This is a genomic window from Streptomyces cylindrosporus (genome assembly GCF_022698165.1).
GTDB lineage: Bacteria > Actinomycetota > Actinomycetes > Streptomycetales > Streptomycetaceae > Streptomyces > Streptomyces cylindrosporus.
In genome coordinates, this window is the sequence record NZ_JALDAY010000007.1 from 1 (window position 1) to 21,868 (window position 21,868).

Below are 21,868 nucleotides of genomic sequence, written 5' to 3' on the forward strand. Positions count from 1 at the left end.
ACAGGCCCGGCTGGTAGAGGTGATCGTCGTCCTGGTCGACGACCGTGATCCGCAGCTCGCTGTCGTCATACGCGCGGCACAAGCGGTTCGCGGTCATGGTGCCCGCGGTACCGCTTCCGAGAATCACGATGTGTTTGCCCATACCCCCACCCTCGTGCGGGAGATGAGGGCGAGGCAGGGGCCGATGGTCCCTGCCAGGTACCCACCCGGGTATAACCTCACCCTGACCAAATACCCAGCAGGGTATATCGCCGTGGCAGGACACACGAGGGCCGAACGGCCCCTTCCCCGCCCCGTCGGCCTCTTCATCCTCCGCACCCTGCGCGGTCGACTGGAATCCGGAGCAGCGGACACCAGCGAGAAGGGCCCTGCCATGACCGACACCACACCGCAGACCCTCAGCACGAACCGGCCGCAGAACCCGGACGTGCACCGCCTTGAGGTCATCCACGTCGACCGGGACGCCTACACAGTGGACGTCCGCGAACACCGCCTCCGGGTCGACCAGCCGCTGGAGGCCGGCGGCACGGACACCGCGCCCACCCCCACCGAGCTCTTCGCGGCCTCGCTGGCCACCTGCGTCGCCTTCTACGCGGGCCGCTACCTCCATCGGCACGGCCTGCCCGGCACCGGGCTTCGCGTCCGTGCGGAGTTCACGATGGCCACCGACCGCCCGGCGCGTGTCGCCTCCGTGCGCCTGGTGGTCGTCGCACCGTCGGAGCTGCCCGAGCAGCGCCGCGCGGGTCTGCTGGCCGTGGTCTCGCACTGCACGGTCCACAACACGCTGAACCGGCCGCCCGAGATCGACATCGAGCTGGAGCCGTGAGTACGGCCTCCCTGCCCGCCGTGTCGGCGTGGCCGGCCCGGATCCGGGCCGGGCTCATCGGTGACGACGAGGTGCTGGACGGCCCGTACGGCCCGAAGCGCATCGTCTACGCCGACTACACCGCGTCCGGTCGTGCCCTGCACTTCGTCGAGGACTTCGTCCACGAGCAGGTGCTGCCGCGCTACGGCAACACCCACACGGAGAGCTCCGGCACCGGCCTGCAGACGACCCGGCTGCGCGAGGACGCCCGCCGGATCATCCGGGACGCGGTCGGCGGCACCGAGGACGACCTGGTGATCTTCTGCGGCTCCGGCGCGACCGCGGCGGTCAACAAGCTGGTCGGCATCCTGGAGTTGCGCCGCCAGGTGAGGCCGCCCGAGGGCAAGCGCCCCGTGGTCTTCGTCGGGCCGTACGAGCACCACTCCAACGAACTGCCCTGGCGGGAGTCGGTCGCGGACGTCGTGGTCGTCGACGAGGATCCGGACGGCCACATCGGCCTCGCGCGGCTGGAGGCGGGGCTACGGCGGTACGCCGACCGCCCGCTGCTGATCGGCAGCTTCTCCGCCGCCTCCAACGTCACCGGCATCCTCACCGACACCGACCGCATCGCCCGCCTGCTGCACGCGTACGGCGCCCTGTCCTTCTGGGACTACGCGGCCGCGGCACCGTACATCCCGATCCGGATGGCGGAGAGCGCCCGGGGCGCCGGGGATCACAAGGACGCGCTGTTCCTGTCCCCGCACAAGTTCGTCGGCGGTCCGCAGACCCCGGGTGTGCTCGTCGTGCGGCGTGAGCTGGTGCGCAACCCGGTGCCCACCGCGCCCGGCGGCGGCACGGTGGCCTTCGTCGGCCCCCTCGGCCACCGCTATCTCGACGACCCGGTCGCCCGGGAGGAGGGCGGCACCCCGGCGATCGTGGAGTCCATCCGTGCCGGGCTGGTCTTCGCGCTCAAGCAGGCGGTCGGCACCGACGCCATTCAGGCCGCGGAGGAGCGCCACTGGCGCCGCGCCCTCGCGGCCTGGGAGCGCAACGCCGGCATCGAGGTCCTCGGCAACCACCACGCCCGGCGGCTGTCCATCGTCTCCTTCCGCATCCGCCACGGCGAACACGCCTACCTGCACCACAACTATGTCGTCGCCCTGCTCAACGACCTGTTCGGCATCCAGGCCCGCGGCGGCTGCTCCTGCGCCGGCCCCTACGGCCACCGCCTGCTCGCCATCGACGAACCCACCTCCCAGGCCCTGCTCGACGAGGTCGTGCACGGCTGCGACGGCATCAAGCCCGGCTGGACCCGCGTCAACTTCAACTACTTCATCAGCGACACCGTCCGCGACTACCTCATCGACGCAGTCGGCCTGATCGCCACGCACGGGCACCGGCTCCTGCCCGACTACCGCTTCGACCCGCACACCGGGCAGTGGCGCCACCACAGCGGCCCCACGGATCCCCCGTTGCGACTGACGGACCTGCGTTTCGGCACCGACGGGCGGATCACCTCCCCGACCGTCCGCCACCGCCGACTCGGCGAGGCGGCGCTGGCGGATCAACTCGACGCCGCCCGCACGGTGCTGGCCGACCGCCCCGACCGGAACGACGACGGCCCCACCGGACTGCCGGCCGACTTCGAGCGCATGCGCTGGTTCCCGCTGCCGCCCGTCTGTCTGGAACAAACCCGGACCGGCACCGGTTGAACCAAGCAGACACAGATACCCCACCGGGTATACGAGAGGAGAGGGAATCCCATGCCGACCGTCGAACTGACCAAGGACAACTTCGAGGAGACCGTCATCGGCTCCGACATCGTGCTGATCGACTTCTGGGCCGCCTGGTGCGGGCCGTGCCGGATGTTCGGCCCCGTCTACGAGAAGGCGTCCGCGCGCCACCCCGACATCGTCTTCGGCAAGGTCGACACCGAGGCACAGCCCGAACTCGCCGGAGCGTTCCGGATCTCCTCCATCCCCACCCTGATGGCCGTCCGCGACCGGACTGTCCTGTACTCCCAGCCCGGCGCACTGCCGCCGCAGGCTCTGGAGGAGCTCATCACCAACATCCGCGCAGTCGACATGGAGGACGTGCGCCGGAAGGCCGCCGCGGGCTCAGGCGGAGCCGACTGACACCGCGGCACCCGTCAAACAGCTCCACCGTGGCGTTCAGCAGGTACGAAGCGCAGTCAGCGCCTCGTCGAGGTCGGCCGCGCGGGGGCGGTTGTGGGGCAGCTTGCCGAGCACGGCTGCCATGCCGCAGGTGTCGGTGAGGGCGGAGAGGACGAGGCCGCCCGAGATGCCGGCCGAGATCAGCAGGAGGGCCGGATGCACGAGCACGCCGAGGACCAGGCCGAGGAGCACCAGGGCGCCGGCGGTGAAGCGGACCTGGCGTTCCATGCTCCAGCCGGCCCGCGTGTCGCAGGCGGCGGGCCGGTGCAGGTCGTGTCCGTCGGCGGCCCAGGCGCCGGTGCCGCCGGCGAGCGTGGCCGTGATGATGCCCTGCTGGGCCAGGAGCTTGCAGGCGTTGTCGGACCGGGCGCCGGAGGCGCACACGACCAGGACGTCGCCGCGCTCGGCGGCGTGGCGTATCTCCGGCAGAGCCCGCCGGATGTGGTCCAGGGGAATGTTGACGGCGCCGGGCAGGTGCCCGGAGGCGTACTCGGCGGGCGTGCGCACGTCGATGACGGTCAGCTCGTGCAGCCGTGCGCGGGCCTGCTCGGTGCCGAGGGTGACGAGAGCGGGGGTGTTGGTCATGGCAGGTGTGATCCTTAATGGTCGACGCCGCCCCGAACCGGGACGTACAGTACCCCTAGGGGTATTTTTTTGAGGAGTGGTCGTGGAACTGGAGCTTGAGGGTGCGGACCTGAAGGCCGTGCTGAACCGCCTGCGCCGGGCGCAGGGTCAGATCTCCGGCGTGATCCGGATGATCGAAGAGGGCCGGGACTGCGAGGACGTAGTCACGCAGCTCGCCGCCGCCTCCCGGGCACTGGACCGGGCCGGTTTCGCGATCATCGCGACGGGCCTGCAGCAGTGCCTGACGGACATGGAGTCCGGCCGCAAGAACGGCGAGGACCCCGAGGCGATGCGCGCCCGCTTGGAGAAGCTCTTCCTGTCCCTGGCCTGATCATGCGCGGTGGCCGCCTCACGCGACGGCGTCGATCAGCATGAAGGCCGCGACCGCGAGCAGCACCACGGCGAAGATCCGCTGAAGCGTGGGCCCGGAAACCCTCGCCGACAGCCGCTTGCCGTCCCACGCGCCGAGGATCGCCGCCCCGATGAACGGTCCGACGACCGCCCAGTCCAGCCCCTCGACCGTACCGGCGCGCGTGGCCAGCGCGGCCAGCGAGTTGACGGTGATGACCAGCAAACTGGTGCCGACCGCGTCGCGCATCCGCAATCCCAGCACACCCACCAGCGCGGGTACGGCGAGGAATCCGCCGCCGACCCCGAGGACCCCGGTGACCGTTCCGAGTCCGGCACCGGCCGCCGTGGCCCGCCCCGGCCGCGCCGTCACGGCGCCTTCGGCGGCCGGCCGGGAACGCAGCATGCGCAGGGCGGCCACTCCCGCGACCACGGCGAAAGCGGCCGTCAGCACAGCCTCCGGGATCCGGTCGGCGAGCGCGCCGCCGAGCATCGCCGGGCCGATCCCGGCCGCCGCGAACAGCAGTCCCGTGCGCCAGCGCACATGGCCGTCACGGGCATGTGCGACCAGCGCGGTGACCGAGGTGAGCGTGACGATGACCAGGCTCGCCGTCGTCGCCCCGACCGGGCTGAAGCCGAGCAGGTAGATCAGTGCCGGGACGGCCAGGACGCTGCCGCCGCCCCCGAGCGCTCCCAGCGCCAGGCCGATGACCGCTCCGGCGGCCAGGGCGAGCAAAAGAGCGCTCACGCTATCGTGCCGTTCCCGCCGCGCGCGTCCACCACCGGCAGCCCCGCTCCGGCCCAGTCGCGCATCCCGCCGATCACGTCCACGGCCTCTGCCCCACGGGCGACCAGCAGTTCGGCCGCCTGCCGGGAGCGGTTGCCGGACCGGCAGATCACGATCAGGGGCCGCGCCTGCACGTGAGCGGGCAGCCCCGCACCGGCGGTCAGCGCCGACAGGGACAGGTGAACGGCTCGCGGCGCGTGCCCGGCCTGCCACTCGTACGGCTCGCGCACGTCCAGCAGTACGGCGTCACCGCCGCTGCCCGCATGGCCGGTGCGTACCGCCGCCTGTTGCACGGTCACGCGCCCCGGGCCGCCGGTGCCTCGCCGGAAGATGCTCATCTCGGTCTCTCGCTCCAGTTTCCTGTGTCGGTACGGATGTTCGGCCGGTCCCCGCGCCGTCAGGCGGTGCGGACGACCAGGCCCGCCTTGTCGGCTCCGTCGAAGGAGTCGTCCACGGCGACGACGTCCCGGCCCGCGGCGTCCAGCAGCGAGGCGGCGATCGCGGCGCGCATGCCGCCCGCGCAGTGCACCCACACCTCGCCCTCGGGAACCTCGCCGAGGCGGTGGTGCAGGGTGTGGATCGGGACGTGGACCGAGCCCTGCACGTACCCGCCGGCCCGCTCGGACGCACGCCGCACGTCCAGGACGACGACATCGGTGGCCCGCTCGGCGAGATCCGCGAACGTGGCCCGGCGGAAGGACGCCGGCGCCTCCCCCGCACGCAGCCACTCGGTCGGTCCGCCGGTGGCCGCGGCGGCCGGGCGGTCGATACCCACCCTCACCAACTCACGCTGCGCAGCAGCCAGTTGACCGGGCGACGCGGCGAGCAGCGTGACCGGCTTGCCCCACGGGATCAGCCAGGCCAGATACGTGGCGAGCTGCCCCTCGCCCTCGAAGTTGAACGAGCCCGCCACATGCCCGTCGGCGAAGGCGACCCGGTTGCGCAGGTCCACCACCCACTCCCCCGCCGCGAGCCGCTCCGCGATCTCCTCGGCGTCGGCGACGGCGGGCGGGGTGAGGTCGACGGGCACGGGCCCGGCGGCGTTGGCCGGTCCCATGTGGGTGTAGTAGGCGGGGATGTCGTCCAGACCGGCCAGCAGATCGGCGACGAAGGTGTCCACGTCCCGGGTGAGCGCCTCGTTGGACGCCTTCTCCTTGCCGATGGTCGTGTCGCCGCCCTCGGTCTGGGCGGACGAACAGAAGCTGCCGAAGCCGTGCGTGGGCAGTACGGCCGTCTCGTCGGGCAACTCCGCCGCCAGCCGGTGCGCGGAGGCGTGCTGGGCGCGGGCGAGGTCCTCGGTCAGCCGCGGCTCCACCAGGTCGGGGCGACCGACCGTGCCGATGAGCAGGGAACCGCCGGTGAAGACGGCGACCGCCGCGCCGTTCTCCTCCAGCACGTAGGAGGTGTGGTGAGGGGTGTGACCGGGCGTGGCCAGTGCGCGCAACGTCAGACCGGCACCCGGATCGATCTCGGTCCGGTCTCCCTCGTGGACGGGGACACGCTCGAAGAAGACGCGGGCCGCGGCGGGAACCAGGTAGGCGGCGCCGACGAGCCGGGCGAGCTCCAGGCCCCCGGTGACGTAGTCGTTGTGGACGTGCGTCTCGACGACGTGCGAGATCCGCACCCCGCGCCGGGCCGCCGCGGCAACCACCTGATCGACATCGCGGGGCGGGTCGACCGCCACCGCCGTGTGCCGGCCCCCGGCCAGATAGCTGCGGTTGCCGAGCCCCGACACCTCGATCGTGTCGACGAAGAACACGAAGTGCTCCCTTCCATCGAAGAATTACCCCAGGGGGTATGCTTGCGAAGGTAACACAAGTACCCCGGGGGGTATTTTCAAGGGCCGGGAAAGCCCAGGAAACACCTCCCGGGTACCTCACACCCGGCCGGCCATCCGTCCCCCGCCGCCGAGAACCGCCAGGAAGGGCTCACACCATGCGCTACGACCGCACCGTCCGCCTCGACGCCGACTTCGCCACCGCCGTCGCCCGCACCCGCGAGGCCCTCGCCGCGCAGGGGTTCGGCATCCTCACCGAGATCGACGTGACCGCCACGCTGAAGGCCAAGCTCGATCACGACATGGAGGACTACGTCATCCTCGGCGCCTGCAACCCGCCCCTGGCCCACCGCGCCCTGGAGACCGACCGCTCCATCGGCCTGCTGCTGCCCTGCAACGTCGTCGTCCGCCGCGACGGCGACCACACCGCCGTACAGGCCCTCGACCCGAACACGATGGTCGCCCTGACCGAACTCGACGCCCTGCGCCCGGTCGCCGAGGAGGCCACACGCCGCCTCGACGCCGCCCTCTCCGCCCTCACGGCAGGTGAGACGGAAGATTGAGCAGCCGACGGGCCCGACTCGGACTGCGCGGCAACTGGAAAACCGACAGGTCCCGCGGCGGGGCGGCCGCGATGGCCTGCCCGGCGATGCGGATCCGGCGCATGCTCGGCGTGTCCAGCGCTCTGATCAGGTCGAGCAGCGGGGTCTTGCCAGAGTCGGAGGGGCCCAGCACGACGACGAAGGCGTTCTCGTCCACGTGGAGATCGACGTCGTCCAGCGCGGTGACGGCGATCTGCCCCACCCGGTAACGGCGGCACACGTCATCCAGCTCGATCCGGGTGCCCGTCGCCGCATGGCCGACCGAAGGCTGGAACAGGACGAAGGTGGTGAAGGCCATGGTGGCCGCGGTCGCGGTGCCGGTGGCAATGACGGCGCTGGAATGGGTGATGGCCAGCAGACGGTGGGCCCCCAGGATGCATTCGTCAGGCGAGCAGGGCCCAGCGGACGCCTCCGCCCCGTCCGCGCTCTGCTGGGCGGCAAAACCCGCACCCACAGACGTACCTGGTGGACGGCCTGGCCATCCCCATCACCCCGGACAGCCAGGCCGCGATCAACGACGAAGGTACTCGCCCAGCGCCATGCGGAGGAGTGGCAGCAGGGCCTGGCCCAGGCCGGCGGCTTCGACCAAATGACGCCGGAGCTGATGCGGCTGTGGATCGAGTTCGCCGTCGGGGCGTCACGGCCGGGACACCCAGCCCGCGCCTGCTTCGTCGAGCGCTACGAGCGCAGTCGCGATCAGTTCTCGGAGGGCTTCCCCGACGAGGCGGCCCGCGCCGGGCTGCGCGAGGGCGTCAGCCCCGACTTCGTCCGGCTGCTGTTCGGCGAGAGCGAAGACGAGGGCACCGAATAAGCGAAGGCGAGGGCGCCGAATAGTCGACCGCCTTCACCCCCGGGACGTCTCGCCGCGGCAACGGCTCACAGGACCGGTGCGACGTCGGTGGCGGTCCGGGTCGGCAGCCCGCGCCCGCGAGGGCCTGCACCGCCCGAGCCAGGGCAGAACCGAGTCGCGGCGGATCTGGCGACCATGGCGTGGGGGAGGTTGACCCTTCGTGCCCTTGGCGGCTGCTCCTGGCCCCGCATCGAGCTGTCGGCACATTTACTAACAGTTGATTGAACAGCCCAGACTGTTAAACCTACTGTTAGTACCCATGAGAGCGGACACGGCAGCGGGCGGCGGCGACGCCCGTGACCTGGGTGACAGCACACGGCTCGCCTCCGAGCTGCGACTCGCGGTGGGCCGTATGACGCGGCGGCTGCGGCAGGCCCACGCCGTGGGGGACGTGTCCCTGTCGGGTGTGTCGGTGCTGGCGCGGCTGGCCGCCGACGGGCCCGACTCGCCGACCTCGCTCGCCGAGATGGAGCGCGTGCGCCCGCAGGCGATGGCCAGCACTCTCGCGCTGCTCGAACAGCGCGGGCTGGTGCGCCGTACCCCGGACGCGGCGGACGGGCGGCGCAGCATCGTGGCCGTCACCGATCAGGGGCGGGCCATGCTGGCCGAGCGGCGCTCCGAGTCGGTGCAGCGGCTGGCGGCCGTCCTCGACGAGTTCACGGTCGAGGAACGCGCCACGCTCGCGTCCGCGCTGCCGCTGCTGGACCGGATGGCGGAGCGACTGTGAAGCAGCGCTCCGAGCCCGGGCCCGGCTACAAGTGGGTCGCGCTGTCGAACACCACGCTCGGGGTGCTGATAGCCACGATGGACGCCTCCATCGTGATCATCTCGCTGCCCGCGATCTTCCGGGGCATCGGCCTCGACCCGCTCGCGCCCGGCAACATCGGCTATCTGCTGTGGATGATCCTGGGCTATCTGCTGGTCTCGGCCGTCCTCGTGGTCGTGCTCGGCCGGCTCGGCGACATGTTCGGCCGGGTGCGGATCTACAATCTCGGCTTCCTGATCTTCGCGTGTGCGTCCGTGGCGCTCTCCCTCGACCCGTTCCACGCGGGGGCGGGTGCCCTGTGGCTGATCCTGTGGCGCATCGTGCAGGCCTTCGGCGGCTCCATGCTCACCGCCAACTCGGCGGCCATCCTCACCGACGCGTTCCCGGCCCGGCAGCGCGGCATGGCCCTGGGCATCAACCAGATCACCGCGCTCGCCGGGCAGTTCCTCGGCCTCCTCGCGGGCGGACTGCTCGCGGCGGTCGACTGGCGCGCCGTGTTCTGGGTGAGCGTCCCGATCAGCGTCACCGGGACCATCTGGTCGTACCTCAGCCTCCGGGAGACCGCCACGGGCCGCCCCGGCCGCGTCGACTGGCTCGGCAACGTCACCTTCGCCTCGGGCGCCGGCATCCTCCTGGCCGCGATCACCTACGGCATCCAGCCCTACGGCGACAGCGCCACCGGCTGGGGCAACCCGTGGGTGCTCACCGGCCTGACCGGGGGCGCCGTACTGCTGCTGCTCTTCTGCTACGTCGAGACCCGCATCGCCGAACCCATGTTCAACCTGGCCCTGTTCAAGGTCCGGGCGTTCGCCGCGGGCAATCTGGCGGCCCTGCTGACCGCGATCGCGCGCGGCGGGCTCCAGTTCATGCTCATCATCTGGCTGCAGGGCATCTGGCTGCCCCTGCACGGCTACGACTTCGAGGACACCCCGCTGTGGGCGGGCATCTTCATGCTCCCGCTCACCCTCGGCTTCCTCCTCGCCGGTCCGCTGTCCGGGTATCTGTCGGACCGCTTCGGCGCCCGCCTGTTCTCCACGCTCGGCCTGGCCCTCGTCGCCTGCTCCTTCCTCGGACTGCTCGCCCTGCCGGTCGACTTCGACTACGGCGCGTTCGCCGCGCTGCTGCTGCTCAACGGGCTGGGCCAGGGCATGTTCTCCTCACCCAACACGTCCTCCATCATGGGCAGCGTGCCGCCGGAGTACCGGGGCGTCGCCTCGGGCATGCGGTCCACCTTCCAGAACTCCGGTACGGCACTGTCCATCGGCGTGTTCTTCTCCCTGATGGTCTCCGGGCTCGCCTCCTCGCTGCCGTCGGCGCTCAGCCACGGCCTCCAGGCGCACGGCGTACCGGCCGCGGCGGCCGAGCAAGCCGCGTCGCTGCCGCCGGTCAGTACCCTGTTCGCGACGTTCCTCGGCAACAACCCCATCGAGCACCTGCTCACCTCCCAGGGCGCCCTCGACCATGTCTCCGCGTCGCAGCGCGCCGCACTGACCGGCCACACCTTCTTCCCGCAACTGGTCTCCGGCCCGTTCCATCACGGCCTGACCATCGTCTTCAGCGTGGCCGCGGGCATGGCCGTGATCTCCGCCGTCGCCTCCGCCCTGCGCGGCGGCCACCGAGCGGCCCACGAAAACGCCGGCCGGCAACGCCCGTCCGCGGTGCCCGAGGCTCACGACGCGTCGGAGTCCTCGCACAACACGCCGTCGTAGGAACCGATGTGGCGCAGCCAGTCGGCCACGACGGCAAGGTCGGTGGCGGTCAGACCGGTGCCGGAATCGACGGCGAGGAGGAGCGCCTGCCCCGGATGGTGCGCCGACACCCACGCACGGTCGACGTCGGTGATCGCGTCGTCGACCCACACGAACGTGCGTCCCGCCGCGGCCTCGACAAGCGCCCGGGTCTTCCAGTTCAGCTCGCCCACCGCGTCCGTCATCGGCGCCTCGGGCAGTTCCGCGACCGACAGCGCGGGAAGTCCGAGCAGTGGCCCGATCACGGCGTTGGCCCGGTGCATCCACGCGGTCGCCCACACCAGCGCGCAGGGCAGCGCCAGCAGCCGCGGGCCGTGGCCGGCGTCGATCTTCGCCAGCTGGGGATTGGTCACCCGCTCCCAGTCGTCCCAGTCGTCCAGGGTGGTGGGAAGCCGCGCCCCGGCCAACGGCAGGAGCGTTCCGTCGACATCCAGGAACAGGAGCGGCAGCTCGGCGGAACCGGTCATGGCCGCACGCTATCGGCCCGCCGCGGGCCGGACTCGTGCAACCGCCGAACGCCCCTTGATCGTCCCTGATGCGTGAGCTTTCTCCTCAGTCTGCTGTTCGTCGTGATCGCCGCGGTGACCGGTGTGGCGTTCCTCGGCAAGGGCCTTGTCGGCCTGGGGCGCGGCGGACTCGCGCCGTCGCTGCGTGCTCTCGCCCATCTCGTCGGTGCGGGCGCCGCCGTCCTGTACGCGTTGGGCATGCTCGTCGTCGCGGGCGCGGTGCTGGAGGCGGAGGACGGCGGAACGGACTCGTCCCCGATCATCCCGTGCCGCACGGGCGTCACCGCCTCCGACTACCGCATCGACGACTACCGGGTCTGGTACGTGCCGGTCCGCTTCGTCTGCCATCGAAGCGACGGTTCGACGTACGACCGCGAGGTCCCCGGCTATGTGAACCCGGCGCTCGCGGCCCTCACGGTCACCGGCGTGGGCCTGAGGGTGTCCGCCCGGTACGTGGACGAGCGGGCACGGAAGTCCTGAGCATGCTGGCCTTCTTCGGCATACCCTTGATCAGCCTCCTGTCGTGCGCCGTCGGGGTGGTTCCGTACCGGATGTGGCGGGCGCGACGCCGTCCGACCAGGCCGGCCCGCTGGGCTGTGATCGGCGCGTTCCTGGCCGTCGTCGGATACGCGGGCGCCGTCCTCTACGGGCTGGCCTTCACCGATCCCGTCGCCGTGTGCGGGCAGCGGACCCTCGACGACGACTTCCCGCTGGTACATGTGACGGTGGACGCCTTCCCGCCCGACGTCGCCTGCTACTGGACGGATTCGGGGACGTACGGCCCAACACACCCGACCGCGCTGGGCAGTTGGACGATGTGGGCGGGCACCGGCGTGCTGATGGTCGCCCTCTCCTTCCTCCTCCTCACACGGCAGTCGCGGACCTCGCGCTGGGTGCGGGCCGGTGTGATCGGCGCGCTGACGGTGGCCGCCGCGGTCTGGGTGACCGGCATCGACCCCGTGCTCGACCTCTCCCGTACAAACCTCAACGACCAGTGCCTGTACCGGAAGACGGTCCCCCCGGACACCAAGCTCACGAGGATCGAGATCCTGGACATCAGGAGGACCGTCTTTCCGCCGTCCGTCGTCTGCGCCTACTCCGACGGCGAGGCCGACCTCCTCGCGGACCGGTGGGCGGCCGTGCTCGTGTGCCTCTCCGTGTCCGGTGCGTTGACGGCGGTGGCACTCACCCAGGTCGTGCGGGCCGGGCGCCGTACCGGACTTGCGGAGTGACCGGCGTACGTCAGCTGTTGCGCTGGCGCAGTGCGATCCGGTTGCCGTCCGGGTCCACCGCCTCGATGCGGATGCCGTACCCGTAGTCCTCCGGTTCGGGCTGGTCGAAGGTGACTCCCCGGCCGCGCAGCAGCTCGAAATCCTTCCTCAGGTCGTCCGATTCGAGGAAGACCGGACCGGGCGCGAGGCCCGACTCCGGCTCGGCCGGCACTCCCGCGGACGGGGCGTGCGACCACAGGAGGAGCTCGACCGCACTGCCCGGCACGCCCACCGTGAGGAAACGCTGCTGGAGGCCGGGCGCGTCCACGCGCTTCTCCAGGCCCAGTTGCTCCGTGTAGAAGCTCAGCGCCCGGTCCTGGTCGGTGACGTAGACCGTGACGTACATGATGTTGTTCAGCATCGGATTTCCTTTCGTTCGGTCCGACGCCTCGCTGACGGAGGCCGGCGCGGGTTTGTGACGGCGGCCGCACATTGCTCTGTCCGCGAGCCACTCGAAATTCCCTGTGATCTGCGACGACCCTCGTCGTAGGCTGACGCCCGCTGTCTGCCGAGGGAGGACACGTGACTCCACCCATGCGTGAACACGTGGGTTTCCTGCGTCGGTGGCTAAGCCGCCGTACAGAGGACCAGCCCGGCCCTGTTGAGGACGTTCGTTGCGCCGACGTGGTCCGCGTTCGCCGTGAACCCGCATCGGACGCATTCGAACTTCGCTTGGGTGACGCGGTTCTCCTTGGCGACGTGCCCGCACTCGGGACACGTGCGGGAGGTATTGCGCGCATCCACCGGGACCACGAGGCGACCGGCACTCTCAGCCTTGTTCGCCAGGATTCCGAGGAACTGCGCCCAACCCGCATCGAGAACACTGCGGTTGAGTCCGGCCTTCGCGGCAGCATTGTTCGGCAGGAAGCCGCCGGGCTGGCCGGGGTCGGGCTCAGGGGCTGGGCTCTTGGTCATGCCCGCCGTGTTCAGCCGTTCGTGCGCGATCACGTCGTGATCACCAACCAGCGCGCGGGCGGTCTTGTGGTGGAAGTCGGCGCGCTGTCGCCGGATCTTGCCGTGCAGCTTGGCGACCTTCCGAGCCGCCGCGCGATGGCGCTTGGTGCGTCTTCGGGTTCGTTGGGGAAATGTCGCGAGGTGCTGCTGCGCCTCGGCCAGTTCGTCGGCCATCGCCTCAAGGAAGCGCGGGTTGGCGACGTGCACGCCGTCGGAGGTGGTGAGGAAGTGGACGACGCCCATGTCGATGCCGACGATCGCGCCCGTGGGCGGCAGCTCATCGGCGGGTACGTTGTCGCAGACGAGGACGGCGTACCAGCGGTTACCCTCCCGCTTGACCGAGATCGTTTTGACACGGCCCCGCACTCGCCGGTGCTGGTGAACACGGACGTGCCCGACACCTTGAAGGCGCAAGCGGGTCTGCCGGTCGTTGGGGGTGGAGGCCCAGCGGCAGCCGTCGCCGTCCTTGGGGAAGGTGACGGTGTCAAAGTGCCCGATGCCCTTGAACCTGGGGTAGCCCGGCGTGCGCCCCGCCGTGACGCGGTGGAAGAAGGCCTGGAACGCCCTGTCCAGCCGCCTGAGCGTGGCCTGCTGGCTGGAGAACGACCATCGGCCCTGACGCTCCGGGTCGAACGCCCGGATCGCTTTGAGCTGGGCGGACTGATCCCCGTACGTGATCGAGGTCTTCGAGCCGTGCCGGTAGGCGTCCCGACGCTCCTGCAACGCCCCGTTGTAGAGCGAACAGTGGTCGGCCAGCATCGCCCGCAACGCGGCTTGCTGACCTGCCGTTGGACGCAGAAGGAACTTGTAGGTGCGGATCACGCGTGCGCCTCCTTGTCCTTCTTCCCGGGGCGTTCCCACTGGGTGTTGATGTATTTCTCCCCCGTGGCCGCCCACCCCGCGCCAACCGATGCGGCGAAGTACGACGACGACCACAGCGTGGCCATGCGGCTCTTGAGGTGCGAGAACTCCGCGCGCAGGACGTGGAAGGTGCAGCCCTCGAACTGGTTGGCCACGCACGAGGGCGGGAACTTCGGATCGTGCTTGACGAAGAGGCGTACGCGGTCGGGCATCACCTCAAGAGCGATGACCTCCCACCCGCGCTCGTCTGCCCTGTGCCGGGTCAGCTCCTCAATGCCTTCCGTGACCTGGTCACCGAGGACCGGACGGCAGTACTTCGGGCACCACACCACGTGGGGCCCGAGGTCTTACACACCGCCGGAAAACCGGCGAACCTTCCTGGTCACAACCCCACGATCACTATACAAACGCAACAGGTCCAATGCGGCAGAAAGGCGATACAGGTGAACAGTGCAGATTCACGCACCCGGTCAAGGTCAGAGCAATCCACAGAAGCCCTTCCCCACCCCGCTACAGCGGGGCATCCCCTGGCCTGGCACTGATGGGGATCCGCAGCCTGACCCGTACCGAAGCCGAGCGCAGGGCTTCGTTGTTGAGCGTGGAGCGGTACGACGTCGACATCGACCTCACCGCGCTGCCCGACGGCCCGGAGGTGCGGTGCGTGTCCACCGTGACCTTCACCTGCCACGAGCCCGGCGCGGAGACCTTCGTCGACTGCGCGGCCGACGTACGCGGCGCGACGCTGAACGGCACGCCCCTCTCCCCCGCCGTCGACGGCCGCATCGCGTTGCCCGCGCTCGCCGGGCACAACGTGCTGCGGGTGGAGAGCGTCCAGGCCGACACGGCCACCGGCGAGGGCGTGCACCGGGCGGTCGACCCCGCGGACGGCGAGGTCTACGTGTGGATGTCCTTCGAACCCGACGAGGCCCGCTTCGTCTGGGCCTGCTTCGACCAGCCCGACCTCAAGGCCCCGCACGCCTTCACCGTCACGGCCCCCGCCGCCTGGACCGTCACGAGCAACTCCGGCGACGCGCGCGTCGAGGACCTGGGTACGGCGCGCCGCTGGGCCTTCCCGGACACGCCGCCGCTGTCCTCGTACAACACCGTCGTCAATGCGGGGCCCTTCCACGAGATCCGCCGTGAGGTGGACGGCCACGACCTCGGTCTGTACTCCCGCCGCTCGCTCGCCGAGGTCCTCGAACGCGACGCCGACCAGATGTTCACCCTCACCGGTCAGGGTCTCGCGTTCTACGCCGAGGTCTTCGCGATGCCGTTCCCGCAGCGGAAGTACGACCAGGTGTTCGTGCCCGAGTTCGGTGGCGCGATGGAGAACTACGGCTGTGTGACCTGGTCCGACGCCTTCCTGCGGCGGGCCGTGCCGACGCCCGCGGAGAGCGAGCTGCTGGCCAAGGTGCTGCTGCACGAGATGGCGCACATGTGGTTCGGCAACATCGTCACCATGCGCTGGTGGGACGACCTCTGGCTGAACGAGGCGTTCGCCGAGTTCGCCTGCCACTGGGCCGCCGAGCGCGCGACCCGGTACACCGACGCGTGGGCCGGTCATCTCGCGGACGACAAGCTCCGTGCGTACCTGTCCGACCAGGGACCCGCCTCCCACCCGATCCACCAGCCCATCCACGACGTCGCCCAGGCCGCGTCGATCTTCGACAACATCACCTACCCCAAGGGCGCCTCCGTCCTGCAGCAGCTGATGACGTACGTCGGCGAAGAGCGCTTCCGCGCCGGCATGGCGGCCTACTTCGCCCGCCACGCCTGGGGCAACACCACGCTCCAGGACCTGATCGACGCGCTCTCCGAGGCCGGTGGGCGCGATCTGACCGGCTGGCGCAAGGCCTGGCTGGAGACGGCGGGCACGGACCGCTTCTCGCTGGAGCGCGACGGCGAGTCGGTCACGCTCGTGGCCGCCGACTCCGCGCGTCCGCAGGTGCTCGCGGTGGGCGCGTACGCCAGGAAGGGCGAGGCGTACGAACGGACCGCGCTGGTCCGGGTCGAGGTGACGCAGCCGCGCACCGCGGTCACCGGGCTCCCGCCCGCCGCGGACGTCCTGCTCGTCAACGACGACGACCTCACCTTCGCCACGACCCGCCCGGACCCCGCCACCCGCGACCTCCTCTTCCGTACGGCGGCCCACCTGCCCTCGGCGATCTCGCGGGGCCTGGCCGTCGCCACCGTGTGGGACATGCTCACGACCGGCGAGGCCACGGCGGCGGAGGCCGGGCGGTGCATCACCTCGGTGCTGGCGGCCGAGACCTCGGACGCCGTGATCGAGCCGTACCTCACGCTCGCCGCGAGCATCGCCGAGCTGTGGGCGCCGGACGCCGTACGCGCCGAGTTGACGCGGGCCGTGGCGGCGACGTGCCGGAGCCTCGCGGCGGACCCGGGGCGCCGGCAGGTCGCGCTGCGCGGGCTGGCCCGCACGGCGACGGACGCGGACGACCTGGCCTGGCTGCGCGCACAGGCGGGCGACGACGTGGACCTGCGGTGGCGTGCCCTGGTCCGGGAGGCGGAACTCGGCGGGGACGTGGCGTCCGAGACCGGACGGCTGCTCGAACGCGACCCGGACCCCGACGCCTGGGTCCGCGCGCTCACCGTACGCGCCGCGCTGCCCGACGCCGCCGCGAAGGCGGAGGTCTGGCAGCAGCTGGCAGTCGACCGCAAGGTCCCGGTCAGCTCGATCCGGGAGGTGGCCGAAGCCTTCTGGCGGCCGGGACAGGACGCCCTGCTGGCCCCGTACGCCCAGCGCTACCTGGACGCGATCCCCCAGTTGCATCAGGGCGGGATGATCCCGGCGATGGGCTTCACGCGCCAGCTCTTCCCGCCGCACGCCGTCGACGAGCCGTACATCGAGAAGGCCCGGCAGGCGTCCGAGGATGCGGCCCCGGTCGTCCGCAAGACGCTGCTGGAACGCTCGGACGCGATCAGCCGGATGCTGCGGTCCCGTGCGGGATCGGGGTCCTGAGACACGGGAGGGCCGAGCGGAATCTCTGACGGGAATACACGGCTCCGTGCAGCTTGCTGCCCACATCGTCCACGGCCGCGACCGCCGTCGCTCACTACACTGATGTACGCACGACGGTATCGAGCCACGGATTCCCGACCGGCCGGAACGTCGACGGATGAGGACGCGCGTGCACGACGAGTCGCCAGGGACGGCAGAGGCCGCCACCGACGGGTCCATGTCCGGACGGACCGAGTGCGGCAAGCAGGCGCGCAGTCCGCTGCGGGCCTTCCTGCAGACCGAGACCGGCAGCGCCGCGGTCCTTCTGGTCGCTGTGCTGGCCGCACTCGTGTGGGCCAACGTCTCGCCCGACACGTACGAGTCGTGGTGGCGGACCGTGATGTCGTTCCGCGTCGGTTCGGTCGGCGTCTCCCTCGAACTGCGCGAGTGGGTCAACAGCGGGCTGATGGCGCTGTTCTTCTTCATCGTCGGGCTGGAGGCGCGGCGCGAGTTCGACATGGGCGAGCTGCGCGAGCGCCGGCGTCTCGCGCTGTCGGTGATCGCCGGGGTCAGCGGCATGGTCGTCCCCGTGGCGGTCTATCTCGGGATCAACGCCGGCCACGACTCGGTGCACGGCTGGGGCGCGGCCATGTCCACCGACACGGCCTTCGCCCTCGGCATGCTCGCCGTGTTCGGTTCGCGGCTGCCGGGCGGTCTGCGCGTCTTCCTGCTCAGCGTGGCGGTCACGGACGACCTGCTGGCCCTGGCCGTCATCGCCTTCGCCTACAGCGGCGCGGTGTATCTGCCCGCGCTGCTCACGGCACTCGGCGTCTTCGCCGTACTCCTCCTGCTGCGCTCCGCCGGAGTACGCATCTCGGCCCTCCACGCGGTGCTCGGCGTCGCCCTGTGGGGTGCGCTGCTGCGGTCCGGTGTGGACCCGGTGGTCAGCGGTCTGGCCATGGGCCTGCTCACCTACGCGCATCCGGCCGAGCGGCACGCCCTGGAGCGGGTCAGCCGCCTGTTCCGCGGCTTCCGGGAGCAGCCGACGCCCGAACTCGAACGCGACCTGCGCCGCGGTCTGGCCTCCGCGCTCTCCCCCAACGAGCGGCTCCAGCGGATGATCCATCCCTGGACGAGCTATGTCGTCGTGCCGCTGTTCGCGCTGGCCAACGCGGGCCTGACGATCGACGCGGACGGGCTGTCAGCGGCCTTCACCTCGCCGATCACGCTAGGCATCCTGTTCGGGTACGTCGTCGGCAAGCCGGTCGGGATCCTGGGCTCCACGTGGGTCGCGATCCGCCTGAGCCGGGGGCGGCTGCGGCCGCCGATCGGCTGGGGGGCCATCGCCGCGGGCGGCAGTCTGGCCGGGGTCGGCTTCACGGTGTCGCTGCTGATCGCCACGCTCGCCTTCGACGGACCGCGGCTGGAAGAGGCGAAGATCGGCATTCTCGCGGCGGTCCTGGCTTCCTTCCTGATCACCTGGGCGGTGACGCGGGTCATCGCCCTGCTGCCGGCGCAGGCGCGGACCCGGGCCCTGCTCGGCGAGGGGCACCCCATCGTCGACCTCAGCGAACCCGTCGACACCGAGCGCGACCACATCCGCGGTCCGCTCGCCGCGCCGGTGACGCTGGTCGAGTACGGGGACTACGAATGCCCGTACTGCGGTCTCGCCGAGCCGGTGGTGCGCGAGCTGCTCGCCGACTTCGGCGACGACCTGCGCTACGTGTGGCGCCATCTGCCGCTGCCGGACGTCCACCCCAACGCCCAGCTCGCCGCCGAGGCGGCGGAGGCGGCGGCGCTGCAGGGCCGCTACTGGGAGATGCACGACGTCCTGATCAGCCATCAGGGAGACTTGCGGCTCAAGGACCTTCTGCGGTACGCCGAGCAGGTCGGCCTCGACCTCGACGCCTTCCGCCGGGATCTGCGGGCGCGGGCCGGGGCTCAGCGGGTGGCGGAGGACGTGGAGTCGGCGGACCTGAGCAGCGTCTCGGGCACACCGACGTTCTTCGTCAACGGCCGCAGGCACTTCGGCGCGTACGACGTGGAGTCCCTGTCAGCGGCAGTACGAGCGGCACGGGACCGGGCGGCGCTGGCCGCGGTCGATTGAGGCCATGCCTGTCGCCGCTGCCGGCTGCGGACGAACTGTTCCATGCCGGGGGCGTAGGGACGGTCGGCCTCGACCGGATCATCGAGCACGCCGCGCCTGTCTCGACTCGCGTCATGCCCCGCTGATCGCTCGGCTGGTGCGCGCACCCTGTCCGCCCGGATGGACCGCAACGCCTCGGCGGCCGCGCGGCGGGAGCGGCGGCGTTGCTGCCGACGCAGCACGGATGGGGCCGCCTGGGGTCGATGCCTCGATCATGCGACGTGCGCTTCCTCGGCGGGCCTGGAGCGGTTCGGGGTCGTGGCCAGCGTACGTGTGGCGCGGGCTGAGAAGGTGCGCAGATGGTCGCCCCACCGGCTGCGGCATGCCTCGCACAGTTCGACGCCGCCGAACTGCCCAGCAGCCTCGGCTCCGTAGGAGTCCCGGCGGCGACAGCGAGGGCACTTGTCCCGGTCGGGACGGTTGAGCATCTGGGCCATGCCGGGGAACAGGACACGGTCGGCCTGATCCATGACGGCCTCGTAGCGTTCCTTGCCCGTCGGCGGGGTGGTCTCGGCTTCGAAGCGGTACCAGAGTTTGGCGTTGTGCCGCGCTCCGGCCACGACGTCGGAGGTCTCCGGTTTGCCGACCATCAGGCCGTCTTCGACAAACCGGTAGCGGCGCATCATCTGGTGGATCGGTCCCCCGACGAAGCGGGCGAAGTTGACCGCGCAGCGTCCGGCGACTGTGCCGGACCAGCGGGTGTCCAAGTCCCACAGGGCCTGCCGGTAAGAGCCGTAGGCGTCCTCGCGAATCTCGCCGCCGGCGTAAGCGTAGGTGTTGTGGATTTCTCCCTCGGCCCGGTGCTTGTGGAAGGCGACGGCGTCGTAGAGGACTTCGCCGATCTCGGTGAGCAGGCGGTTCTCGTCCTCGGTGAGCCAGGCGTCGTCGTCGTTGCAGGCGATTGCGGCAGCCACGTAGAAGCGGAACATGCCGTCGCAGTCACGCAGCCGGAACCAGTCCTGGGGCGAATGGGCCAGCGCGTCGACGTACCGGCGCATGAGTTCGGTGTCGCGCCGCCCGGTCGACTTCTCCGTCATCAGCAGCAAGGAGGCCCGGTACTCGCGGGCCATGGGCTCGCGCACCTGGCTGTCCCCGAAGAGCGTGTCCAGTAGAACGTCGATGTCGTAGCCCAGGACGGGGTCGTCGCCGAGCACGTCCACCAGGTCGCCGAACACCTCGGCGACGATCGCGATGCCGCCCAACCGGGCCAGAGCGATATAACGGTCCCAGTTGGTGAACTCCGGGACCACGCACCGGTTGTACTCCCAGGTGTGCGCCAGAGTTTCGGCCCTGCGCTCGGGCGGCAGCGCGGATGACTGGAAGTCGTCCTTGAGGTCATCGGGATAGAACCACTGCTCCTGCGCCATGACAGGCACCCACTCTCACGGGGTTCACGGTCCACGGGGCGACCGGCTACTTCACTGCCAGCGTCCCCGGTGCAGGTGGGCGGTCGCAGCGACTTCCGACGGCGCACGGATGAACACGCTGGGCGCACAGGAAGCACTCCCGGTGACCAGTCAATCGATCATACAGACACCGCCTAGCGATCCCGGCGGGTGTTGAGCCGCGCCGCCTGGCGGGTCAGGTAGTCGCGTTCGGCGATGTTGGGGGCCTTGTGGGCCGCTTCGGTGTACAGGCGGGCCGCCGTCGTCAGGTCGCCGTCGCGTTCGTGGAGGTAGGCGGCCACGGCGGCGTAGCGAGGCAGCGCGTCGTCCAGTGCGGCGAGTGCCGCCAGCCCGGCGCGCGGGCCGTCCGCCTCGCCGACCGCGACGGCGCGGTTGAGGCGGACGACGGGGCTGTCGGTCAGGCGGGCGAGTTCGTCGTACCACTCGACGATCTGCACCCAGTCCGTCTCCTCGACGGTCGGCGCGTCCGCGTGGAGCGCGGCGATCGCGGCCTGCGCCTGGAACTCGCCGAGGCGGTCGCGGGCGAGGGCCGCCTGGAGGATTCCCACGCCCTCGGCGATCGCCTTCGTGTCCCACCGGCTCCGGTCCTGCTCAGCGAGCGGCACCAGACCGCCGTCGGGCGCGGTCCGGGCGGCCCGCCGGGCGTGGTGGAGCAGCATGAGCGCCAGCAGCCCCGCCACCTCGGGGTGGTCGATCGCGGCCGCGAGCTGCCTAGTGAGCCGGATCGCCTCGGCGGAGAGGTCGACGTCGCCGGAGTAGCCCTCGTTGAAGACGAGGTAGAGGACGCGCAGGACGGTGGCGACGTCGCCGGGCTGGTCGAAGCGCACGCCGGAGACGGTGCGCTTGGCCCGGCTGATCCGCTGCGCCATGGTCGCCTCGGGCACCAGGTAGGCCTGGGCGATCTGGCGGGTGGTCAGCCCGCCGACCGCGCGCAGGGTGAGTGCGACCGCGGACGACGGGGTCAGGGAGGGGTGGGCGCACAGGAAGTAGAGCTGGAGCGTGTCGTCCGTGCCGGGTGCGGGGCCGGGCGGCGGCTCCTCGTCGACGCGGTCCTCCCGCCGGCGGCGGGCGGCGTCCGCGCGGGTCGCGTCGAGGAACTTGCGCCAGGCCACCGTGACCAGCCAGCCCTTGGCGTCCCGCGGTGGATCGTCCGGCCAGACGCGGACCGCCTCGACCAGCGCGTCCTGTACGGCGTCCTCGGCCGCCGCGAAGTCGGCTCCGCGGCGGACGAGGACGCCGAGCACGCCCGGCGTGAGGCTTCTGAGCAGGGCCTCGTCGATCGGG

23 protein-coding genes are annotated in these 21,868 nt (G+C 71.0%); 12 read left to right on the top strand and 11 right to left on the bottom strand.

The genetic code is table 11. The features are described from left to right. Positions 1-373: 373 nt before the first annotated feature. The 3 genes from MQP27_RS22685 to trxA are packed head-to-tail and all read left to right on the top strand — an operon-like array spanning position 374 to position 2,940. Positions 374-826, top strand: a complete 453-nt coding sequence (locus tag MQP27_RS22685; protein ID WP_242767167.1) for an OsmC family protein — start codon at positions 374-376, stop codon at positions 824-826. Next, complete coding sequence (locus tag MQP27_RS22690) at positions 823-2,517, top strand: aminotransferase class V-fold PLP-dependent enzyme (protein ID WP_242767168.1); 1,695 nt, start codon at positions 823-825, stop codon at positions 2,515-2,517. Before MQP27_RS22685 ends, MQP27_RS22690 begins: the two co-directional genes overlap by 4 nt. A gap of 51 nt (positions 2,518-2,568) precedes the next feature. Then, positions 2,569-2,940, top strand: a complete 372-nt coding sequence (trxA, locus tag MQP27_RS22695) for a thioredoxin (RefSeq protein WP_242767169.1) — start codon at positions 2,569-2,571, stop codon at positions 2,938-2,940. A 36-nt stretch (positions 2,941-2,976) separates the two neighbouring features. Here the strand turns inward: trxA and MQP27_RS22700 are convergent, their stop codons facing one another. Further along, on the bottom strand, positions 2,977-3,564 hold the full coding sequence (locus MQP27_RS22700; protein ID WP_242767170.1) for a rhodanese-like domain-containing protein: 588 nt from the start codon (positions 3,562-3,564) through the stop codon (positions 2,977-2,979). Positions 3,565-3,646: 82 nt separating this feature from the next. Between MQP27_RS22700 and MQP27_RS22705 the strand changes: the two genes are divergently transcribed. Then, entirely contained in the window at positions 3,647-3,934 is a 288-nt protein-coding gene (locus tag MQP27_RS22705) for a metal-sensitive transcriptional regulator (protein WP_242767171.1), read from the top strand. An 18-nt stretch (positions 3,935-3,952) separates the two neighbouring features. Here the strand turns inward: MQP27_RS22705 and MQP27_RS22710 are convergent, their stop codons facing one another. The 3 genes from MQP27_RS22710 to MQP27_RS22720 are packed head-to-tail and all read right to left on the bottom strand — an operon-like array spanning position 3,953 to position 6,497. Then, positions 3,953-4,699 (bottom strand): sulfite exporter TauE/SafE family protein, encoded by a 747-nt coding sequence (locus MQP27_RS22710; RefSeq protein WP_242767172.1) that lies wholly within the window; start codon positions 4,697-4,699, stop codon positions 3,953-3,955. Then, entirely contained in the window at positions 4,696-5,076 is a 381-nt protein-coding gene (locus tag MQP27_RS22715) for a rhodanese-like domain-containing protein (RefSeq protein ID WP_242767173.1), read from the bottom strand. The genes MQP27_RS22710 and MQP27_RS22715 overlap by 4 nt, the downstream gene beginning before the upstream one ends. 59 nt (positions 5,077-5,135) lie before the next feature. After that, positions 5,136-6,497: an MBL fold metallo-hydrolase gene (locus MQP27_RS22720; protein ID WP_242767174.1), complete on the bottom strand. Its 1,362-nt coding sequence runs from the start codon at positions 6,495-6,497 to the stop codon at positions 5,136-5,138. Between the two features lie 176 nt (positions 6,498-6,673). On the opposite strand from MQP27_RS22720, the gene MQP27_RS22725 reads away from it, so the two are divergent. Next, the gene (locus MQP27_RS22725; RefSeq protein ID WP_242767175.1) at positions 6,674-7,078 is read left to right on the top strand and encodes a DUF302 domain-containing protein; all 405 of its coding nucleotides are present in this window, start codon (positions 6,674-6,676) and stop codon (positions 7,076-7,078) included. Here MQP27_RS22725 and MQP27_RS22730 read toward each other — a convergent pair. Then, the gene (locus MQP27_RS22730; RefSeq protein WP_242767176.1) at positions 7,053-7,415 is read right to left on the bottom strand and encodes an ATP-binding cassette domain-containing protein; all 363 of its coding nucleotides are present in this window, start codon (positions 7,413-7,415) and stop codon (positions 7,053-7,055) included. The genes MQP27_RS22725 and MQP27_RS22730 overlap by 26 nt on opposite strands. Positions 7,416-7,706: 291 nt before the next feature. Here MQP27_RS22730 and MQP27_RS22735 point away from each other — a divergent pair, with 291 nt between their 5' ends. The 3 genes from MQP27_RS22735 (at position 7,707) to MQP27_RS22745 (ending at position 10,442) form a co-directional block, all read left to right on the top strand. Then, complete coding sequence (locus MQP27_RS22735) at positions 7,707-7,928, top strand: hypothetical protein (RefSeq protein WP_242767177.1); 222 nt, start codon at positions 7,707-7,709, stop codon at positions 7,926-7,928. Between the two features lie 298 nt (positions 7,929-8,226). Next, a complete protein-coding gene (locus tag MQP27_RS22740) occupies positions 8,227-8,694 on the top strand; it encodes a MarR family winged helix-turn-helix transcriptional regulator (RefSeq protein ID WP_242767178.1) in 468 nt (155 codons plus the stop codon). Beyond that, positions 8,691-10,442: an MFS transporter gene (locus tag MQP27_RS22745; protein WP_308289973.1), complete on the top strand. Its 1,752-nt coding sequence runs from the start codon at positions 8,691-8,693 to the stop codon at positions 10,440-10,442. Before MQP27_RS22740 ends, MQP27_RS22745 begins: the two co-directional genes overlap by 4 nt. Here the strand turns inward: MQP27_RS22745 and MQP27_RS22750 are convergent. Beyond that, positions 10,403-10,948: an HAD domain-containing protein gene (locus MQP27_RS22750; protein ID WP_242767179.1), complete on the bottom strand. Its 546-nt coding sequence runs from the start codon at positions 10,946-10,948 to the stop codon at positions 10,403-10,405. The genes MQP27_RS22745 and MQP27_RS22750 overlap by 40 nt on opposite strands. Before the next feature lie 72 nt (positions 10,949-11,020). Here MQP27_RS22750 and MQP27_RS22755 point away from each other — a divergent pair, with 72 nt between their 5' ends. Beyond that, the gene (locus MQP27_RS22755) at positions 11,021-11,467 is read left to right on the top strand and encodes a hypothetical protein (protein ID WP_242767180.1); all 447 of its coding nucleotides are present in this window, start codon (positions 11,021-11,023) and stop codon (positions 11,465-11,467) included. Positions 11,468-11,469: 2 nt separating this feature from the next. Continuing rightward, complete coding sequence (locus MQP27_RS22760) at positions 11,470-12,219, top strand: hypothetical protein (protein WP_242767181.1); 750 nt, start codon at positions 11,470-11,472, stop codon at positions 12,217-12,219. A 10-nt stretch (positions 12,220-12,229) separates the two neighbouring features. On the opposite strand, the gene MQP27_RS22765 is transcribed toward MQP27_RS22760, so the two are convergent. From MQP27_RS22765 to tnpA, 3 genes are all read right to left on the bottom strand, one after another. Then, positions 12,230-12,619: a VOC family protein gene (locus tag MQP27_RS22765; RefSeq protein WP_242767182.1), complete on the bottom strand. Its 390-nt coding sequence runs from the start codon at positions 12,617-12,619 to the stop codon at positions 12,230-12,232. Between the two features lie 206 nt (positions 12,620-12,825). After that, positions 12,826-14,034 (bottom strand): RNA-guided endonuclease InsQ/TnpB family protein, encoded by a 1,209-nt coding sequence (locus tag MQP27_RS22770; RefSeq protein WP_242767183.1) that lies wholly within the window; start codon positions 14,032-14,034, stop codon positions 12,826-12,828. Next, positions 14,031-14,405 (bottom strand): IS200/IS605 family transposase, encoded by a 375-nt coding sequence (tnpA, locus tag MQP27_RS22775; protein WP_308289974.1) that lies wholly within the window; start codon positions 14,403-14,405, stop codon positions 14,031-14,033. The genes MQP27_RS22770 and tnpA overlap by 4 nt, the downstream gene beginning before the upstream one ends. A gap of 209 nt (positions 14,406-14,614) precedes the next feature. Between tnpA and pepN the strand changes: the two genes are divergently transcribed. Both pepN and nhaA read left to right on the top strand, forming a co-directional pair. Further along, positions 14,615-17,053 (top strand): aminopeptidase N, encoded by a 2,439-nt coding sequence (pepN, locus tag MQP27_RS22780; protein WP_242767184.1) that lies wholly within the window; start codon positions 14,615-14,617, stop codon positions 17,051-17,053. Positions 17,054-17,270: 217 nt separating this feature from the next. Continuing rightward, positions 17,271-19,139 (top strand): Na+/H+ antiporter NhaA, encoded by a 1,869-nt coding sequence (gene nhaA, locus MQP27_RS22785; RefSeq protein WP_242767185.1) that lies wholly within the window; start codon positions 17,271-17,273, stop codon positions 19,137-19,139. A gap of 251 nt (positions 19,140-19,390) precedes the next feature. Here nhaA and MQP27_RS22790 read toward each other — a convergent pair whose 3' ends face one another. Both MQP27_RS22790 and MQP27_RS22795 read right to left on the bottom strand, forming a co-directional pair. Continuing rightward, a complete protein-coding gene (locus tag MQP27_RS22790; RefSeq protein WP_242767186.1) occupies positions 19,391-20,545 on the bottom strand; it encodes a hypothetical protein in 1,155 nt (384 codons plus the stop codon). Positions 20,546-20,718: 173 nt separating this feature from the next. Next, on the bottom strand, positions 20,719-21,864 hold the full coding sequence (locus MQP27_RS22795; protein WP_242767788.1) for an RNA polymerase sigma factor: 1,146 nt from the start codon (positions 21,862-21,864) through the stop codon (positions 20,719-20,721). Between the last annotated feature and the right edge of the window lie 4 nt (positions 21,865-21,868).

Excerpts from the sequence above, each read along its gene's own strand:
- MQP27_RS22715 (WP_242767173.1), bottom strand. The coding sequence starts at position 5,076 with ATGAGCATCTTCCGGCGAGGCACCGGCGGCCCGGGGCGCGTGACCGTG.
- MQP27_RS22735 (WP_242767177.1), top strand. The coding sequence starts at position 7,707 with ATGACGCCGGAGCTGATGCGGCTGTGGATCGAGTTCGCCGTCGGGGCG.
- MQP27_RS22685 (WP_242767167.1), top strand. The coding sequence starts at position 374 with ATGACCGACACCACACCGCAGACCCTCAGCACGAACCGGCCGCAGAAC.
- trxA (WP_242767169.1), top strand. The coding sequence starts at position 2,569 with ATGCCGACCGTCGAACTGACCAAGGACAACTTCGAGGAGACCGTCATC.
- nhaA (WP_242767185.1), top strand. The coding sequence starts at position 17,271 with ATGTCCGGACGGACCGAGTGCGGCAAGCAGGCGCGCAGTCCGCTGCGG.
- MQP27_RS22765 (WP_242767182.1), bottom strand. The coding sequence starts at position 12,619 with ATGCTGAACAACATCATGTACGTCACGGTCTACGTCACCGACCAGGAC.
- MQP27_RS22725 (WP_242767175.1), top strand. The coding sequence starts at position 6,674 with ATGCGCTACGACCGCACCGTCCGCCTCGACGCCGACTTCGCCACCGCC.
- pepN (WP_242767184.1), top strand. The coding sequence starts at position 14,615 with ATGGGGATCCGCAGCCTGACCCGTACCGAAGCCGAGCGCAGGGCTTCG.
- MQP27_RS22730 (WP_242767176.1), bottom strand. The coding sequence starts at position 7,415 with ATGGCCTTCACCACCTTCGTCCTGTTCCAGCCTTCGGTCGGCCATGCG.
- MQP27_RS22740 (WP_242767178.1), top strand. The coding sequence starts at position 8,227 with ATGAGAGCGGACACGGCAGCGGGCGGCGGCGACGCCCGTGACCTGGGT.
- MQP27_RS22790 (WP_242767186.1), bottom strand. The coding sequence starts at position 20,545 with ATGGCGCAGGAGCAGTGGTTCTATCCCGATGACCTCAAGGACGACTTC.
- MQP27_RS22700 (WP_242767170.1), bottom strand. The coding sequence starts at position 3,564 with ATGACCAACACCCCCGCTCTCGTCACCCTCGGCACCGAGCAGGCCCGC.
- MQP27_RS22750 (WP_242767179.1), bottom strand. The coding sequence starts at position 10,948 with ATGACCGGTTCCGCCGAGCTGCCGCTCCTGTTCCTGGATGTCGACGGA.
- MQP27_RS22760 (WP_242767181.1), top strand. The coding sequence starts at position 11,470 with ATGCTGGCCTTCTTCGGCATACCCTTGATCAGCCTCCTGTCGTGCGCC.